Annotated in this window: 16 protein-coding genes; 13 read left to right on the forward strand and 3 right to left on the reverse strand. The window is 62.5% G+C overall.

Translation table 11 applies throughout. From position 1 onward, the window contains the following. The first annotated feature begins 9 nt into the window (after positions 1-9). The 5 genes from secD to C0V76_RS03990 all read left to right on the forward strand — a co-directional run bounded on the left by secD (position 10) and on the right by C0V76_RS03990 (position 4,461). A complete protein-coding gene (gene secD, locus C0V76_RS03970) occupies positions 10-1,860 on the forward strand; it encodes a protein translocase subunit SecD (protein WP_101941091.1) in 1,851 nt (616 codons plus the stop codon). Positions 1,861-1,877: 17 nt separating this feature from the next. Beyond that, entirely contained in the window at positions 1,878-2,816 is a 939-nt protein-coding gene (secF, locus tag C0V76_RS03975; RefSeq protein ID WP_101941092.1) for a protein translocase subunit SecF, read from the forward strand. 106 nt (positions 2,817-2,922) lie between these two features. After that, on the forward strand, positions 2,923-3,588 hold the full coding sequence (locus tag C0V76_RS03980) for a cytochrome b/b6 domain-containing protein (protein WP_158239139.1): 666 nt from the start codon (positions 2,923-2,925) through the stop codon (positions 3,586-3,588). A 20-nt stretch (positions 3,589-3,608) separates the two neighbouring features. Then, positions 3,609-3,935, forward strand: coding sequence for a DUF2322 family protein (locus tag C0V76_RS03985; RefSeq protein WP_101941094.1), 327 nt, complete (start codon positions 3,609-3,611; stop codon positions 3,933-3,935). A gap of 76 nt (positions 3,936-4,011) precedes the next feature. Then, complete coding sequence (locus C0V76_RS03990) at positions 4,012-4,461, forward strand: cytochrome c (protein WP_101941095.1); 450 nt, start codon at positions 4,012-4,014, stop codon at positions 4,459-4,461. A 52-nt stretch (positions 4,462-4,513) separates the two neighbouring features. Here C0V76_RS03990 and queG read toward each other — a convergent pair whose 3' ends face one another. Continuing rightward, positions 4,514-5,584 (reverse strand): tRNA epoxyqueuosine(34) reductase QueG, encoded by a 1,071-nt coding sequence (queG, locus tag C0V76_RS03995; protein WP_101941096.1) that lies wholly within the window; start codon positions 5,582-5,584, stop codon positions 4,514-4,516. Here queG and tsaE point away from each other — a divergent pair. The 7 genes from tsaE to C0V76_RS04030 all read left to right on the forward strand — a co-directional run bounded on the left by tsaE (position 5,579) and on the right by C0V76_RS04030 (position 12,328). Continuing rightward, the gene (gene tsaE / locus C0V76_RS04000) at positions 5,579-6,067 is read left to right on the forward strand and encodes a tRNA (adenosine(37)-N6)-threonylcarbamoyltransferase complex ATPase subunit type 1 TsaE (protein WP_101941097.1); all 489 of its coding nucleotides are present in this window, start codon (positions 5,579-5,581) and stop codon (positions 6,065-6,067) included. The two genes, queG and tsaE, sit on opposite strands and share 6 nt — an antisense overlap. Further along, a complete protein-coding gene (locus C0V76_RS04005; RefSeq protein WP_101941098.1) occupies positions 6,061-7,359 on the forward strand; it encodes an N-acetylmuramoyl-L-alanine amidase in 1,299 nt (432 codons plus the stop codon). Before tsaE ends, C0V76_RS04005 begins: the two co-directional genes overlap by 7 nt. Before the next feature lie 206 nt (positions 7,360-7,565). After that, positions 7,566-9,062: a M48 family metallopeptidase gene (locus tag C0V76_RS04010; RefSeq protein WP_101941099.1), complete on the forward strand. Its 1,497-nt coding sequence runs from the start codon at positions 7,566-7,568 to the stop codon at positions 9,060-9,062. Positions 9,063-9,154: 92 nt separating this feature from the next. Further along, positions 9,155-10,075: a S9 family peptidase gene (locus C0V76_RS04015; RefSeq protein ID WP_101941100.1), complete on the forward strand. Its 921-nt coding sequence runs from the start codon at positions 9,155-9,157 to the stop codon at positions 10,073-10,075. 48 nt (positions 10,076-10,123) lie between these two features. Next, positions 10,124-10,828, forward strand: a complete 705-nt coding sequence (locus tag C0V76_RS04020; RefSeq protein WP_101941101.1) for a fumarylacetoacetate hydrolase family protein — start codon at positions 10,124-10,126, stop codon at positions 10,826-10,828. A gap of 22 nt (positions 10,829-10,850) precedes the next feature. Continuing rightward, the gene (locus C0V76_RS04025) at positions 10,851-11,420 is read left to right on the forward strand and encodes a LemA family protein (RefSeq protein WP_101941102.1); all 570 of its coding nucleotides are present in this window, start codon (positions 10,851-10,853) and stop codon (positions 11,418-11,420) included. Beyond that, on the forward strand, positions 11,420-12,328 hold the full coding sequence (locus tag C0V76_RS04030) for a hypothetical protein (protein WP_101941103.1): 909 nt from the start codon (positions 11,420-11,422) through the stop codon (positions 12,326-12,328). Before C0V76_RS04025 ends, C0V76_RS04030 begins: the two co-directional genes overlap by 1 nt. A 19-nt stretch (positions 12,329-12,347) precedes the next feature. On the opposite strand, the gene C0V76_RS04035 is transcribed toward C0V76_RS04030, so the two are convergent. Beyond that, positions 12,348-13,274, reverse strand: a complete 927-nt coding sequence (locus tag C0V76_RS04035) for an L-lactate dehydrogenase (protein WP_101941104.1) — start codon at positions 13,272-13,274, stop codon at positions 12,348-12,350. 131 nt (positions 13,275-13,405) lie between these two features. Here C0V76_RS04035 and C0V76_RS04040 point away from each other — a divergent pair, with 131 nt between their 5' ends. Next, positions 13,406-14,575, forward strand: a complete 1,170-nt coding sequence (locus tag C0V76_RS04040; RefSeq protein WP_254048187.1) for a branched-chain amino acid ABC transporter substrate-binding protein — start codon at positions 13,406-13,408, stop codon at positions 14,573-14,575. 61 nt (positions 14,576-14,636) lie between these two features. On the opposite strand, the gene C0V76_RS04045 is transcribed toward C0V76_RS04040, so the two are convergent. Continuing rightward, positions 14,637-16,985, reverse strand: a complete 2,349-nt coding sequence (locus tag C0V76_RS04045) for a GspE/PulE family protein (protein ID WP_101941105.1) — start codon at positions 16,983-16,985, stop codon at positions 14,637-14,639. Positions 16,986-17,030 lie beyond the last annotated feature (45 nt).

Consider the following 17,030-nt stretch of genomic DNA (forward strand, 5'->3'; position numbering starts at 1 on the left):
TCATTCACCATGAACCGTTATCCGCTCTGGAAGAACCTGTTGATCGGCCTTGTGCTGGTCCTCGGCCTGCTCTACACCCTGCCGAACTTCTTCGGTGAAGTACCGGCCGTTCAGGTTTCGGCTGCCCGCTCGACCACCAAGGTCGATAGCAATATCGAACGCCAGGTGCTTGCGGCACTATCCGCCGCCAGCATTGAACCCACGGGCCTGATTCGCGATCCGGCGGGGCTGCGTGTGCGCCTGGCCAACGAAGACATCCAGCTCAAGGCGCGTGATGTGATCGAACACGCTCTGAACCCGGATGCCCAGAACCCCGGTTTCGTGGTGGCGCTGAACCTGTTGTCGGCCAGCCCGCAATGGCTCACCTCTATGGGTGCGCTGCCGATGTATTTGGGTCTCGATCTGCGCGGTGGCGTGCACTTCCTGCTCCAGGTGGACATGAAGGGCGCAGTAACCAAGCAGCTTGACGCCACGGCTGGCGACCTGCGCAGCCTGCTGCGCGAGAAGAACCTGCGCCATGGCGGCATCAACCGCGAAGGCGAAACCCTTGTCGTACGCCTGCGCAGCGAGGACGACCGCAAGAAAGCCAGCGACTACATCCGTGACGCGCGCGGCACCGATTTCCAGCTGGTTGAACGCACGGATGGCAGCGAATTCCTGATCATCGGCAGCCTGACCGAAAAGGGTCGCCGCACCATCCAGGAAGACGCCATCAAGCAGAACATGGTGACTCTGCACAACCGGGTCAATGAACTCGGCGTGGCCGAACCGGTCATCCAGCAACAGGGGGCGGACCGCATCGTGGTGCAGCTGCCTGGCGTGCAGGACGTCGCCAAGGCCAAGGATCTGATTGGCCGTACCGCCACCCTTCAGGTGCGCCTGGTAGCGGAGGACGCCAATCCGATGAGCCCGCCAGCCGGCACCGATGTTTTCCCGGAAACTCGGGGCACCGAAAGCTACCCGGTAGTCGTGAAGAAACAGGTCGTGCTGACCGGCGACCGTTTTGTCGGCGCTCAGGCCTCGTTCGACTCGCAGAACCAGCAGCCGGTCGTTTCGGTGCGCCTGGATGCAGCCGGTGGCCGCGTGATGCGCGATACCACCCGTGAGAACCTCAAGAAACGCATGGCGATCATCCTGTTTGAAAAAGGCAAGGGAGAAGCCATTTCGGTCGCGACCATCCAGGGTGAATTCGGTAACCAGTTCCAGATCAGCGGCGCCTTCAGCACCGAAGAATCCAACCGTCTCTCGATCCTGATCCGTTCCGGCTCGCTGGCTGCGCCGATGGACATCATCGAAGAACGCACCATCGGCCCGAGCCTTGGCGCAGAGAACATCAAGAAAGGTTTCGAGTCGACACTGTGGGGCTTCGTTGCCATCGCCGTGTTCATGTGCGTGTATTACATGCTCTTCGGCCTGATCTCGACGCTGGCCCTGGGCGCCAACGTGCTGCTGCTGATTGCGCTGCTGTCCTTGTTCCAGGCTACCCTGACCCTGCCCGGGATTGCAGCTATCGCTCTGACGCTCGGGATGGCCATTGACGCCAACGTGCTGATCAACGAACGCATCCGCGAGGAGCTGCGCAATGGCGCCAGCCCGCAAGCAGCCATCTCGGCCGGTTACGAGCACGCCTTCGACACGATTCTTGACTCCAACGTGACGACGCTGATCGCCGGTATCGCGCTGCTGGCCTTCGGCTCCGGCCCGGTCAAGGGCTTCGCGGTGGTGCACTGCCTGGGCATCCTCACTTCGATGTTCAGCGCCGTGATGGTTTCGCGCATGATCACCAACTTCGTCTACGGCAGCCGCCGCAAGCTTGAAAAGCTCGCCATCGGCCAAGTCTGGCGTGCCACTGCTGAATAAGCGCCAGGAGAGAAAACATGGAACTGTTCCGCATCAAAAATGACCTCCCCTTCATGCGTCACGCGCTGGTGTTCAACGCGATTTCGCTGATCACCTTCGTACTGGCCGTGTTCTTCATCTTTCACAGGGGTCTGCACCTGTCGGTGGAGTTCACCGGTGGCACCGTGATGGAAGTCACTTACGCCGAAGCACCGCAGCTCGATCCGCTGCGCAACGCACTGACAGCGGCTGGTTACACCGACACCCAGGTACAAACCTTCGGCTCATCGCGCGACATCATGGTGCGCGTGCCGAACCGCGCCGCCGAAAACTCGAGCAAGGTCTCCGACAAGGTCATGGCGACCCTGGCCGCGGTACCGGGCCCCAAGGGCGAGCTGCGCCGGGTCGAGTTCGTCGGCCCGCAGGTCGGCGAAGAGCTCGCCACCGATGGCGCCATGGCGCTGCTGATGGTCGTGCTGGGGATCGTGATCTACTTGGCTTTCCGCTTCGAGTGGCGTTTTGCCGTATCGGCCATCATCGCCAACCTGCATGACGTAATCATCATCGTGGGCTTCTTCGCCTTCTTCCAGTGGGAGTTCTCGCTGCCGGTGCTGGCCGCCGTGCTGGCGGTGCTGGGCTACTCGGTGAACGAATCGGTGGTGGTTTTCGACCGCGTACGCGAAACTTTCCGCAACAGCCGCATGCGTGGCCTGACCGTGCCACAAGTGCTGGACCACGCCATCACCAGCACCATCAGCCGCACCATCATCACCCACGCCTGTACCCTGATGATGGCCTTGTCGATGTTCTTCTTCGGCGGCCCCACCCTGCATTTCTTTGCTCTGGCACTGGCCATCGGTATCTGCTTCGGCATCTACTCCTCAGTGCTGGTGGCAGCCCCGCTGGTAATGTGGCTGGGCGTGTCGCGCGAGCAGTTCATCAAGGCCAAGGTAGAGAAGGAAGAGGCCGTCGTCTGAGCGGGCATTATCCCGTTTCACGCAACAACGGCTCCACAAGGGAGCCGTTTGTCTTTTACAGCTCTTCTGCCATCATTTATAAGACTGAATGCACAAGGAATCTTTCATGACTGTCAGCACTCGTCGTATCAAGGTCTGGGATCTGCCTCTGCGCCTCTTCCACTGGAGCCTTCTCCTCTGTGTTGCGGGCGCGGTGATCAGCATTGAAGTTGCCGACAACATCGACTGGCACCAGCGCTTCGGCATCGCCGTGCTGACCCTGCTGGTGTTCCGCCTGTTGTGGGGCATCGTAGGCGGCCAGCACGCACGCTTCGCAAACTTCCTGCGCAGCCCGGCCAGCATCCTCAGCTACGTGAAGAGGATGAAAAACGAGAAAGGTCCGACCGTCGGCCACAACCCGCTGGGCGCCCTGTCTGTGGTGGGCTTGCTCGCTGTGCTGCTGTTCCAGGCCGGATCGGGCCTCTTCCTCTCCGATGAAATCATGTTCGAAGGGCCTCTATTCAAGTTCGTCAGCGGTGAGATCGCGAGCATCCTGGCCGAAGCACATGAAGCCAATGCTGGCATCATCTTCACCCTGATCGGCCTGCACTTAGCAGCCATCCTGTTCTACCGCTTCGTCAAGCGCGATAACCTGATCAAGCCGATGCTAACCGGCAGCAAGGAAGTGCCGGCAGAAACGCCGGTCCAGGACGCCAACGGCGGCTCCGCCCTGCTTGGGCTGATCACGCTGGCGGTAGCAGCCGGCGTGGTCTGGTTCATCGTCACCCTGTAACTTTGTTTCCCTGACCGAAAATGGCTTTCGCAGACAACCTCAAGCAACTCCCCGGCGTATCCCATCTGGCGGCTCTGCAACTGCTCGACGCAGAAGGCAATGTCGTCGCCACCATCGAACACAAGCCGGGCCAGATCGGCTCGCTCGCCGTCTACAACCATCTGGCCCAGTTCTTCGGCGCCGTGAACACCGAGGCCGCCAGCAAAGGGCTTGAGCTTTATGCTGAACATACTGAGGACGCACGTCAGAACCCGGGCAAGCATCTCAACATCGACCGTCTGATTTCGGTGGCCCGCGACGGGAACGTTTTGCGCGTACGCCATGTCTTTGCAGAATCCGGCTCCTGAAGCAGGGCCGTTTTGAAGGGTGCCGCCCCCGGCACTTTTGACTCCAGCAGCAGCCACCACCCAAGAGGGACACGCAATGAAGATTCAGCATCTCGCCGCCATCGCTATCGCCAGCCTGTCGATCAGCGCCGCTTTTGCGCAAGCCAAGCCGGAAGACCAGATCAAATACCGCCAGTCCGCCATGACGGTCACCGCCCGCAGCGTCGGCGTACTCAGCGCCATGGCCAAGGGCGATCTGCCCTTCAACAAGGAACTCGCTCAGCGTCACGCCAGCACGATTGCCGATCTCTCTGATCTGCCGCTCGCCGCGGGTGCTTATGGCCCCGGCACCGACAAGGGCGCACCGACCAAAGCTGATCCGAAGATTTGGAGCGAAGCCGATAAGTTCAAGGCTGCCTTCGACAAGTTCAGCAGCTCGGCGCGCAGCCTGCCCGCCGCCTCCGGCGATCTGAATTCCCTGAAGACTGCACTGGCCGATCTGGGCAAGACCTGCAAGGGCTGCCACGACGACTACCGCATGAAATAAGTCGGATAAGCAGCAAGCCCCAAGCCGATGCCCGCGCATCGGCTTTTTCATTTCAGCGTCCGTGCCGTGCCAATGCCCAGGCCACGTGCTCGCGCACCAGTGCTGACGGATCGTCAGCCCTGCTTTGCAAGGCTTCGAGCACCGCTGGACTGGTTGGTGCATTGCCCAGCCCGACCGCCAGATTGCGCAACCAGCGCTCATGGCCGATACGGTAAATGGGGGAACCCGCCAGACGCTGCGCAAACTCATCCTCACGCCAGGCAAACAGCTCGACCAGAGTGGCCCGGTCGAGCCCGTTGCGCACCGCGAAATCCGGCTCCTGAGTCAGCCGCGCAAAACGGTTCCAGGGGCAGGCGAGCTGGCAGTCGTCGCAACCATAGACACGGTTACCAATCAGCGGCCGCAAGGCTTCCGGAATGGGACCGGCGTGCTCGATGGTCAGATAGGAAATACAGCGCCGCGCATCGAGCCGGTAGGGCTCCACGATGGCCTGAGTTGGACAGGCGGGGATACAAGCCGTACAGCTGCCACAGTGCGCGCGGACCGGGGTATCCGGCGGCAATGCCAGATCCACATAGATCTCGCCCAGAAAAAAGAAGGAACCGGCCTCGCGGTTGATCAGCAAGGTGTGCTTGCCGCGCCAGCCGAGGCCGGCCCGGCTGGCCAATTCCACCTCCAGTACCGGAGCGGAATCGACGAAAACCCGATGACCGTAGTCACCGACCACCGCAGCAATGCGCTCAGCGAGCTTCTGCAGGCGAGTGCGCAAGACCTTGTGGTAATCACGTCCCAGCGCATAGCGCGAGATCGCGGCGCGGCCAGCTTCGCCTTGCAGGCGGATAGCCTCCGTTAGATCCGGCTCCGGCCAGTAATCCATGCGCAGCATGAGTACGCTGACAGTGCCCGGCACAAGTTCTGCCGGACGGGCACGCTTGAGCCCGTGACGAGCCATATAATCCATGCCGCCGTGGAAGCCGGCAGCCAGCCAGTCGAGCAAACCCTGCTCGGCCGAGCCAAGGTCAACGCCGCTCACACCCAGCCCGGCAAAGCCCAGCTCGTGGGCCCAGCTCCGGATCTGCCGCAGCAGTTCATCAGTTTGAGGAATCAAGGAATCGGGATGCATCACGCCAGCGATGATACCTGCGCCCAGCGCCTGCCACTTGCCGATGCAGCGGCCACTGAAGCCCTCGGTGCGGCACTCGCACCCGTGCTGGCGCCCGGCCTGGTGATCTGGCTCACGGGTGACCTGGGTGCCGGCAAGACCACGCTGACACGCGGCCTGTTGCGGGCGCTGGGCCACACAGGAAGTGTAAAGAGCCCCACCTACACCTTGATAGAAGTTTATGCTGTTTCTAGAATTGCGCTGTATCACTTTGATTTTTATCGATTCACGCATGCAGATGAATTTCTCGAAGCGGGGTTGGACGAATACTTTGGTGGCGAGGGCGTATGTCTTGTTGAATGGGCCGACAAAGCTCTGCCCTACGTTCCACAGCCCGATCTCGAGATCCATCTGCAAGTGGCCGGTGAAGCGCGCCTGGCCAGCCTTGTCGCCCGCAGCCCGCGCGGCGCAGCCTGCCTGAAGGACATCTGCCTGCCATGCTGAATTCAGACCAGCGTTTTGCTCCGCCCCGCCGCCGCTTGCTGAAGGCCGCAGCCGGTTTGATGACGCTCTTGGTCACACCAGTGGGTCTGGCTCAGGGCGCCTCGCGCGTGCTGGCGGTACGCGTATGGCCGGCCCGTGATTACACCCGCATCACTCTCGAATACGCAGACTCGGTGCGCTACAGCCACCAGATCGTGAAGAACCCGGAGCGTCTGGTCGTCGATCTGGAAGGCGTCGAGTTCGACAGCGTGTTGCAGAGCCTACCCAGCAAGATTTCGGACAATGATCCCTATATCAAACTGCTCCGTGCCGGTCGCAATCGCCCGGGCGTGGTGCGCTTAGTGGTCGAGCTGAAAGCCGAGATCAATCCGCAGATTTTTACCCTGCCACCGGCCGGCAGCTACGGCCCCCGCCTGGTGCTGGACCTCTATCCGACCCAGCCGGTCGACCCTTTGCTGGCCCTGCTCGAGAAGGATTCGCCAGCCGCGGTTACAAGCCCCGAAGCGCCGGCGGCAAACCCGCACGAAACGCCTCGCCCGGCTCAAGCCGAGAAGGATGCGATCAAACCGGCACGCGGTAACGTGCGCCCGATCACCATCGCGCTGGACCCCGGCCATGGCGGCGAAGATCCTGGAGCCGTAGGCGCCAAGGGATCCTTCGAGAAAAACATCACCCTCGATGTGGCCCAGCGCCTCAAGGCCAAAATCGATGCTGAGCCGAACATGCGCGCCATGCTCACGCGCGACGCGGATTTCTTCGTACCGCTGCAGCAACGCGTCGAAAAAGCCCGCCGGGTGCAGGCCGACCTGTTCGTATCCATTCACGCCGATGCCTTCATCCGCCCGGAAGCGCGCGGCAGCTCAGTCTTCGTGCTATCCGACAAGGGCGCCACGAGCACTGCCGCACGTTGGCTGGCCAACAAGGAAAACGCAGCCGATCTGGTCGGTGGCGTCAATCTCGGCGTCAAGGATGCACATCTGGCCAAGACCCTGCTCGATCTGTCGCAAACGGCCACCCTCAATGACAGTCTGAAGGTTGCCAAGTCCGTCCTTGGCGAGCTTGGCAACGTCAATCAACTGCACAAGGGCCAGGTCGAGCAGGCCAGCTTCGCCGTGCTGAAGGCACCGGATATCCCCTCCCTGCTGGTCGAGACCGCATTCATCTCCAATCCGGAAGAAGAAAAACGTCTCAATGACGAGGCTTATCAGGACCGCCTCGCCGAGGCCATGTTGCGCGGCATCAAGCGTTACTTCGCAAAAAACCCGCCGCTGGCCAGCACCCGCCCGGCCTGAGAAGCCCGCGCAACACCCGCGCAAATTCTTCAGCAATTGGAAATTTGGCAAAATTGTGACGCTCTTCGTCACCCCGGCTTCCGCCTGACGGCAAGCCGAATGCCCCGCGTGCCCGTCTGCAGGCGCAAACGCGTGATAAATATCACAACCACCTGCATGGCACAGGGCTTGCGGATGGATCTACATCCATTTCGCAACACCCACCCATGCCGCCTCGGGAATTCGAACAACTTGTCGCCCGCCTCAACCGCGAAAGCGAGCAGCGCCCGGAACTCTACCGGATCAAACTGCTCGCCCTCACTGCGTTGGGCCACCTCTACATCCTTGCACTGCTGCTGCTCTCATCCTTGCTCCTGTTGTGGGGGCTGACCGAACTCGTCCATGATGAAGTCCTGCAGGGGGCCAAGCTGCTGCTGTTAGGCAGCATTGCCGGCATCATGTTGTGGCGCTCCACCCGCATCAACCTGCCCGCACCACAAGGCCAGGCGCTCTTGCCCGCCGATGCGCCGCAACTCTTCGGGGTAATCGAAAAAATCCGCAGCAAGCTCGGCGGCCCGCCGATCCACCGTGTGGTGGTGAACGACCTTTTCAATGCGGCCATTTTCCAGGCGCCTCGGCTGGGCATCTTTGGCTGGCACCGCAACACCCTGATCATCGGATTGCCGCTGATGCAGGCGCTCTCCCGCAAGGAGTTCGCCGCCATCCTGGCACACGAATACGCCCATCTCTCGCGCCAGCACGGCCGCCTGGATACCTGGATCTACCACACCCGCCTGTTGTGGTCGCAGGTCCAAGCCTCATTCCGCCACGACAGCAGTCTCATCGAAGCCATGCTGACCCGCTTCCTGCGTGGCTATATCCCGCTCTTCCAGGCCTACAGCCTGGTGCAGGCTCGTCGCGATGAGTACGAGGCCGATCGCCTGGCCGCCAGCGTGGTTGGTGCGCAAACCATGGCGGATGCCTTGATCGCCCAAGCCATCCGCGGCCGCTTCATCGAAGAGCGCTTCTGGCAGGATCTATGGTCGCAGGCCAGCAGCAAGCAGCACCCGCCTTACCTGCCGCACACCGCGATGCGCACCGCCCTGCACCTGGGCCTGCCCCAGGAGGATGCCCAGCGCTGGTTTGACGAAGCACTGCAACACTACACCGGTGCCCAGGACACCCACCCGAGCCTGCGCGATCGCATCCTGGCCCTCGACACCGGCACCGAACTGCCACCAAACGCGGTACATAGCGCCGCTCAGTCTCTGCTCGGTGACCTTCTGCCGCGCCTGCAACAACAGTTCGACGAGCTCTGGCTGAGCCACAACGAGCAAACCTGGCGTCTGCACCATCACGCGGCCGCCTCAGCCCGAGAAACCGTGCAGCGCATGCAGGGGCGTGACGCCGCCAGCCTCAGCCCCGAAGAGCTGAGCCACTATGCGCTGGCACTGGACACGCTGGGGCGCAAGGACGAAGCCCTGCCGCTGCTCTGCCAGGCGGCCGACCATCCGCATGGCTCGGCCGACAGCGCCATGGCCGCCGCCCGCCTGCTGCGCGAGCGTGGTGACGAAGCACTCACCCACTATCTCCAGCTGGCGGTGCGGCGCAACCGCGAACTGTGTGCAGATGCCAGCCTAGAAGCCGAGCATTTCTACCGCCAGCGGGGCGATGAAGACAACGCGCGGCTGTGGGGCGAACGCCTCAACGACAGGGTGGCCTGAAAACGGGCTGGACACCATAGTTTTCATTTGTTGCCCGTCGGGGCATACGGGGTTTGCGCTAGAGTCGCTCGCATGTGATTCCGGAGTCGCCAATGCGCCTCGCTTTCCGCCTCCTCGCCGCCCTTCTTTTTGCCAGCGGCCTGTTCAGCGCAGCCGCCCAGGCTGGAGAGCTGCGCTATAGCGAAAGCGTGCTGCACGAGCCGATCAACAGCCAGGATTGGCTCGGGCGGGGGGTACGGGGCGAAATGCTCGTCACGGTATTCCGCCCGGAGGGCGCCGGCCCTTTTCCACTGGTTGTCATCAATCACGGCCGTGACAGCCAGCGTCGCGACGCCGTCCAGCGCTATCGCTTCGAATCCGCCAGCCGCTACTTCCTCAGTCGTGGCTTTGCCGTGGCCGTCCCGACCCGCCTCGGTTACGGTGCCAGTGCCGCCGCCGGCGATCCGGAGAACATCAGCAACCGCTGTGCCCTGAGTGCGTATGAGCCAGCCCTGGATGCCGCTGGCGCGCAGATCGCCCGCGTCGTCGAGCGCCTGCGCCAGGAAACCTGGATCGACCCGCAACACCTGATCCTGCTCGGCCAGTCGGTCGGCGGATTAGGCAGCCTCGCTGGCAGCGCGCGCGGAATTGTGGGCATCACCGCCACCATCAACTTTGCCGGCGGCCATGGCGGGGATGCCGAGCTGCACCCGGGCCAGCCCTGCAACCCGGAGGCTCTCGCCGAGGCTTTCCGCCAGTTTGGCGCCCAAGCCAGCAGCCCTAGCCTGTGGCTGTACACCGAGAACGACCGGCTCTTCGCACCCGAATGGGCGCAACGCTGGCATGGCGCCTACACCGCCGCCGGCGGAAGGGCTGAACTGCGCCTGCTACCGGCCTTCGGCGATAACGGCCACGCCCTCTTCGCCCGCGGCGAGCACATCTGGCAACCCATCCTTGACGACTTCCTTGCCCGCCTCGGCTTGCGCCACGCACACCGTATCGTTGGCCAACCCACTGCCGACCAGAAAGGCTGAGCGCCCCACCCAAGGCATAATGGCAGCTGCCTTCACTCAGGAACTGCCATGAGCCCGACCGAATTTGTCCTGCCTGTCCCGCCCGTCGTCTCCCTTCCGGTTGCCGGCAGCCATGCGCATTTCCCGGTACGACGCATCTACTGCGTCGGGCGCAATTATCTGGAACACATTCGCGAACTCGGCAACGACGAGAAGGAGCCCCCGATCTTCTTCACTAAGCCGCGCGATGCCATCGAGCAGGATGGCGCAACTATTCCCTACGCGTCTGCCACCCAGAACTACCACTTCGAACTGGAGCTCGCCGTGGCGCTGCAGTCAGGTGGCTACAACATCCCCGAAAGCAGCGCTCTCGACCACGTATTCGGCTATGCCGTCGCGCTGGACATGACTCGCCGCGACATCCAGAAGCAGCTCAGCGCCAAGGCCGCGCCCTGGGATGTGGCCAAGGGCTTTGATCACTCAGCCCCCTGCGGAGCCATTTATCCAGCAAGCAGCATCGGCCATCCGGCCAGCGGCCGCATCCACCTCACGGTCAACGGCGAGATCAAGCAGGACTCGGATCTCAAGGCCATGATCTGGAATGTGCCGCAGATCATCAGCCGCCTCTCGGCCTTTTTCGATCTCCAGGCGGGCGATATCATCCTCACCGGCACGCCGGCTGGCGTCGGGCCGATTCAGCCGGGCGACCTGCTGGTGGGTGAAATTGCCGGCGTCGGTCGCCTGACCACCCGTATCGGCCCGGTCGCTGCCTAAGCCCCACCCTCGGAGAATCTTCATGACTGGCTGGATCGCCCTTGGAATCCTGATCTTCGTGCTCGCCTACGGCGTGCTGCTCTATAACGGCCTGGTCAATCTCAAGCACGGTGTTGCCCGTGCCTGGGCCAACATCGACGTAGTACTGCGTCAGCGCCATGAAGAGCTGCCCAAGCTGGTCGAAGTCTGCCGCCAGTACCAGCAGTTCGAGCAGGCGACCCTGGAGCGCGTGATCAGTGCCCGCGCTGGCGTAGCCAGCGCCCGCGAGCAGCACGACATTCCAGCCCTGAGCAGCGCCGAAAACAGCCTGCGCGCGAGCCTTGGCCAGCTCTTCGCTGTCGCCGAGGCCTATCCGGAGCTACGTGCCAGCGAGCACTTTCGCCAGCTACAGGGGCGTATCAGCGGGCTGGAAAACAGCATCGCAGATCGCCGCGAGCTCTACAACGAGGCCGTCAATCTCAACAACGTGCGCGTCGAACAGTTGCCGGACCTGTTGATCGCCCGCCTGTGCGGCTTCGGCCTGCAGCCCCTGCTCGAATTCGCTGCCACCGAGAAGGCTGACGTAAATATCGCCCAGCTCTTCAAGGGCTGATGCGCCAGGCGCCTCCCGACCTCGGCTCGCTCCTGCGCGACCTGCTACCGGCACTGGCCGCGGCGCTGGGCTACATCCTGTGGCTTGGGCTGCAAGCGCAGCGCCCACAGCCCTGGCAGCTCGCCCTGCTGCTGGCCGCCAGCCTGCTCTGCCTGTGGATGGGTGCCTATCGCCGCTACCGCCACTACGCCGATACGCCCAGCGCCCCGATCGCCAGCGCGCCCCAGGGCTACATCGCCATCGAAGGCATTGGCCGTGCCCTGCCGGGTGAGCCCTTGCGCTCGCCGCTCAACTACCTGCCCTGCCTGTGGTATCGCATCGTGCAGCGAAGAAAGGATGGCCAAGGGCATTGGCATGTGGAGCGCGATGAAACCAGCGACGCCAGCTTCTTCCTCGAAGACGAAGACGGCAATCTCTGCAGCCTCGATCCGCGCGATGCGCGTATCGAGGCAGTGCACAAGGATGAGATTCGCCTCGATGATTGCCGCAGCACGCAATGGCTGCTGATCCCGGGCACCCGGCTGTTCGCCATCGGCCATTTCGAATCCCGCCGCCCGATCGAAGACCGGGCCTCAGCCGAAGCCGAGCTACGCGACAAGCTCAGTGACTGGAAACGGGACCGCAGCAGCCTGATGCAGTTCGATACGGATCGCAACGGCGAGCTGGACCAGGCCGAATGGGAACGCGCCCGGGCGGCCGCACGCACAGAAGTACTGGCCGAGCGCGAGGCGGCCGCGGACTTCCCTCCCTACCACTGCCTGCGCGAACCCGCTGACGGCCGCCCCTTCGTGATTTCAGATCACCCGCGCGAACAGGTCATCGCCCACCTGCAGCGTCGCCATCAAATGATGCTGGCCGCCTTCTTCCTCGCCTTGCTGATCACGGCCTGGCTGGCAAGCCACGCCTGAGCAGGCTTACGCGGGAAGTTCAGGTCAGCGCCAGCAAGGCGCGCAGATGCGCTTCCGATCGCTGGAACTCGCTCTGTTCGGCTGGCGTGAATTCGTAGTTCAGCACCCGCTGCACTCCGCTGCGCCCCACCACGCAGGGCACGCTCATGACCAGATCCTCCACGCCGTACTCGCCCTGCAGCAGCACCCCCAGCGGCAGCACCGAATGCTCGTTGGCCTCGATGGCGCGGATGATGCGGAACACGCTGGCCGCAATGCCGTGATTGGTGTTGCCCTTGCGCTCGAAAATGCGGAAACCGGCGTCCAGCGTCTGTTGCCGAATGGCCGCATGATCCGGTGGCGGCAGGCCGTTCAAGCGACAGTAGCTGGCGATATCCAGCCCGGCCACGTTCACCAGGCTCCAGGGCACGAAGCCGGTCGCACCATGGTCGCCCAGCAGATAGCCGACCACATTCTTCGGATCGACCTTCACATGCTCGGCCACGATGCGGATCAGGCGCGCCGTATCGATCAGGGTGCCGGCCGAGAGCAGACGCTCCCTCGGGTAAGAGGATGACCGCAGCATCACCTGGGTCATCACGTCGACAGGATTGGTCACGTTGATCACGATTGCACCGGGCGAATGGCGCTCCACCTCGCCAATGATGCCGCGCAGGATGCCGCTGTTGATGCGGGTGAGATCGTCACGGGTCTGACCCTGCTGGAGCTGGGCCCCGGCCGTGATCACGACGATGTCGCTGCCGCGCGTCTCCGGATAGTCGCCAGCGACCAGGGCAGGATTCTTGGCATATGTAAAGGCCGTGGTGTGGGCAAAATCCCAGATCTCGGCCTCGGCCTTGCCGCGGTTCTTGTCGACAGCCACGATCTCGGTCACCTCGCTCACATTGAGCAGCAAACCGACGATCTCGGTGCCCACCGCCCCCATGCCGATCACGGATACCTTCATGCCCTGTCCTTTCATCTGAGTGCCTTGCAGGCAGTCTAAACCTGCAGGTCGCTTGATCCTATCCGTAGCCGTACGGAGACGGATACGGCAAGATCTGGGTTTTCATGCATCCTCTGCCCGGAACCCTTGCCATGCTCGCTCGCCTCTCGCAGTTCATGCTCGCCATATCAGCCGTCGCACTCGCCTTCACGATTGCAGGCTGCAAGCCGAAACAGGATGAGGGCGCCAGCAGCAGCGCCGCACGGGTGGTCAAAATAGGCTTCGCCGCCCCGCTCACCGGCCCCCAGGCTCACTATGGCAAGGGCTACCAGAACGGCGTGCAGCTCGCCCTCGATGATGCCAATGCGCTGAACCCGCAGATCGGTGGTCAGGCTGTGAAATTCGAGCTGGTCGCCGAAGACGACATGGCCGACCCGCGCACCGCCACCCAAGTCGCCCAGCGCGTGCTGGATGCCGGAGTAGCCGGCGTGATCGGCCACTTCAACTCGGGGACCTCGATTCCCGCCTCCAAGGTCTATTCCGATGCTGGCATGCCGCAGATCGCCATGGCTACCGCACCGGCCTTCACTCAGCAAGGCTTCAAAACCACCTTCCGCTCGATGACTTCCGACACCCAACAGGGCTCGGTGATGGGCAAGTTCGTGGTGGCCAAGCTCGGAGCAAAGAAAGTGGCTGTCATCGACGACCGCACGGCCTATGGCCAAGGCCTCGCCGACGAGTTCGACAAGGCTGTGAAGGCCGCCGGTGGCAGTGTGGTGGCACGCGAATTCACCACCGACAAGGCCAGCGACTTCATGGCCATCCTGACCAGCATCAAGGGCAAGAAGCCGGACGTGATCTTCTTTGGTGGCACCGATGCGCAATCCGGCCCGCTCGCCAAACAGCTCAAGCAGATCGGCCTCAATGCACCGCTGTTGTCGGGCGAGATGACCCGCTCCGATACCTTCCTGAAGCTCGCCGGTGACGCTGCCGATGGCACCATCGCCTCGCTGGCCGGCCTGCCGATGGACAAGATGCCCGGGGGCCCGGATTTCGTCACCCGCTTCAAGGCCCGCTTCGGTGAGCCCGAGATCTACTCCCCTTATGGCTACGACGCCACGCGCATCCTGATTGCCGCCATGCTCAAGGCCGACTCGACCGAGGCCGCGAAATACCTGCCGGTGCTGGCGGCGATCGAGCATGCAGGCGTGACCGCACCGAAGATCGCCTATGACGCCAAGGGCGACCTCGCCAATGGCGGCATTACGGTCTACAAGGTAGTGGGCGGCAAATGGGAAGTGATGGAAACCATCGCAGAGTAAAGCGCCGCGCAGAAATGCCAAGGGCCGGCGATGCCGGCCCTTTTTTCTTTTCCTGCGCCGTTCAACGGATGCAGACCCGACGCACCTGCTGGATATCCGTATCCCCGCTCAAGACCTTCTCGATGCCATCCTGACGCAGGGTGCGCATGCCGGTTTCAAGTGCCGTCACCATCAACTCGCTGGCCGGCACGCGCTGATGAACCTGATGCCGGATCTCGTCATTGCCCAGCATCAGCTCATGCAGGCCAATGCGGCCACGATAGCCACTCTGGTTACACTCCGGGCAACCTGAGGCGCGATAGAGCACGATTCGCCCGCCAGGCGCCGCGAAACGCTCGTGCCAGTCCGCCAGGATCTCGTTACGCGCTTCGTTCGGGTTGTCGCGGAACTGGCGGCTCTTGCGCAAATCTTCGCAATACTCGTCAAGCAAGGCAGTGACCTCTTCGTCACTCGCTTCCTCGGGCGCCCGGCAATGCCGGCACAGACGCCGCGCCAGACGCTGGGCCAGCACGCCAAGCAGGGCATCCGCGAAATTGAAGGGGTCCATGCCCATGTCGAGCAGACGTACGACCGACTCCGGTGCGCTGTTGGTATGCAGGGTGGAGAACACCAGATGGCCGGTCAGTGAGGCCTCGATACCGATGTGCATGGTTTCCGCGTCACGCATTTCGCCAACCATGATCACATCCGGGTCGGCTCGCAGAAAGGCGCGCATCACGGTTGGAAAATCCATCCCGGCCTTGCGATTAACCTGCACCTGGCGCAAGCCGCGCTGGGTGATCTCGACCGGGTCTTCAGCGGTCCAGATCTTGGTTTCCGGCTTGTTGATGTACTTCAGGATCGAGTGCAGGGTGGTGGTCTTGCCAGACCCGGTCGGGCCGCACACGAAGAACACACCATAAGGCTTCGAGATCGTGGCCTCAAGGCGCGTAAGGTTGTAGGCCGACAGGGCCAGCTTGTCGAGCGGGATCGGCTCGCCCTGCTGCAGCAGGCGCATCACCACATCCTCCAGCCCGCCAGCGGTCGGGATGGTGGCCACCCGCAACTCCAGATCCAGCGGGCCGAACTTGCGGAACTTGATCTTGCCATCCTGAGGCTTGCGACGCTCCGAAATATCCAGGTCGCACATGATCTTGATGCGCGCCACCATCGGGTTGCGATAGGCCGCCGGCACTTCGATGTAAGGCACCAGCAAGCCATCCTTGCGGAAGCGCACGAGCATCTTTTCCTTACCCGGGCGAGGCTCGATATGGATATCCGAGGCGCCCTGACGATGGGCGTCGATGATGATGCGATTGACCAGCTTCACCAGCTCGTTGTCGGCCGCCGCCGTGATGTCTTCACTGGTGCTGCTTTCACCCTCTTCAGCCAGATCCGAGAGCAGGTCACCCACGCTCAGCTCGTCGTCCGTATGCTCGAAATACTGGCCGACAGTTTTTTCGAACTCGGTCTGGGTCGTCACCCGATAGGCCAGACGCACATTGGGAAACACGTTCAAGGCCACCCGGCTGCCAATGACCTGCTCCGGATCCACCGCCAGGATCACCACCCCCTCCTGCGTCTCTTCTAGCGGCAGCCAGCCATTCTGCAGCGCGTAATCGCGCTTGATATGGCGCAGCAGATCCATCGGCTTGATGCGATCCGCCCGCCAAGGCTCATAAGTCACGCCATAGAAGCGCGCCATCGATTCGCCAATATCGGCAAGCTTGCAGTGCTTGTCCTCAAGCAGCAGTTTTTCCGGCGTAATGCCACGCTGCCGCGCCAGCTCGCCCAGATGCTCCATGTCATCCACCGGCAGATGGCCCTTGATGGCCAGCCAGTGGTAGCGCGAACGCAGAGGCACGGTCTCGTGCAGGCGCTGCGAGAAGGCGATGGCAAAGGTCTGGGCAAGCGCCAGCACGCCCTCCTCCTCGACCGTGCTGAAACTATCACCATCCTGGGTGTTCATGAGCTGGATCACCCCCAACAGCGCGGCCCTGCCCGGCTGCACGAGCGGCGCCACGAGCATCTGCTTGCAATGAAAACCGCTGCGCTCATCCACTTCATGCCGGAACTCGATAGCCGGCGAAATACGCATGAGCTCTTCCGCGTCATACACATCATGGATGTTGAGCATCTGCTGATGCAGCGCACAGTAGCCGGCGATACTCTTGTCAGAAATCGGCAAGCGCAGCTTCTTGGCCATGTGCAGGCCGGTTTTCACGCGCGTGCTGATGCTGGTGCCGCCCTCGTCAACCACATAGATCGTGAGTCGCTCGGCACCGAACAGCGCACAGATATCGGTGGAGACCTCAAAGATAATCTCGTCGATATTGGCCGTGTCGTGGATGCGGGTGTTCAGCCCTTGCAGGCTCTTAAAGAAGGCCAGCCGACGCGAAATGGCGGTACCGGATTTCAGGGAAGTATTCATGTCCAGCCTCTCATACCGGGAACACAGCCAAGCCACACACCATAG

Source organism: Uliginosibacterium sp. TH139 (assembly GCF_002855595.1).
GTDB classification, from domain to species: Bacteria; Pseudomonadota; Gammaproteobacteria; order Burkholderiales; family Rhodocyclaceae; genus Uliginosibacterium; species Uliginosibacterium aquaticum.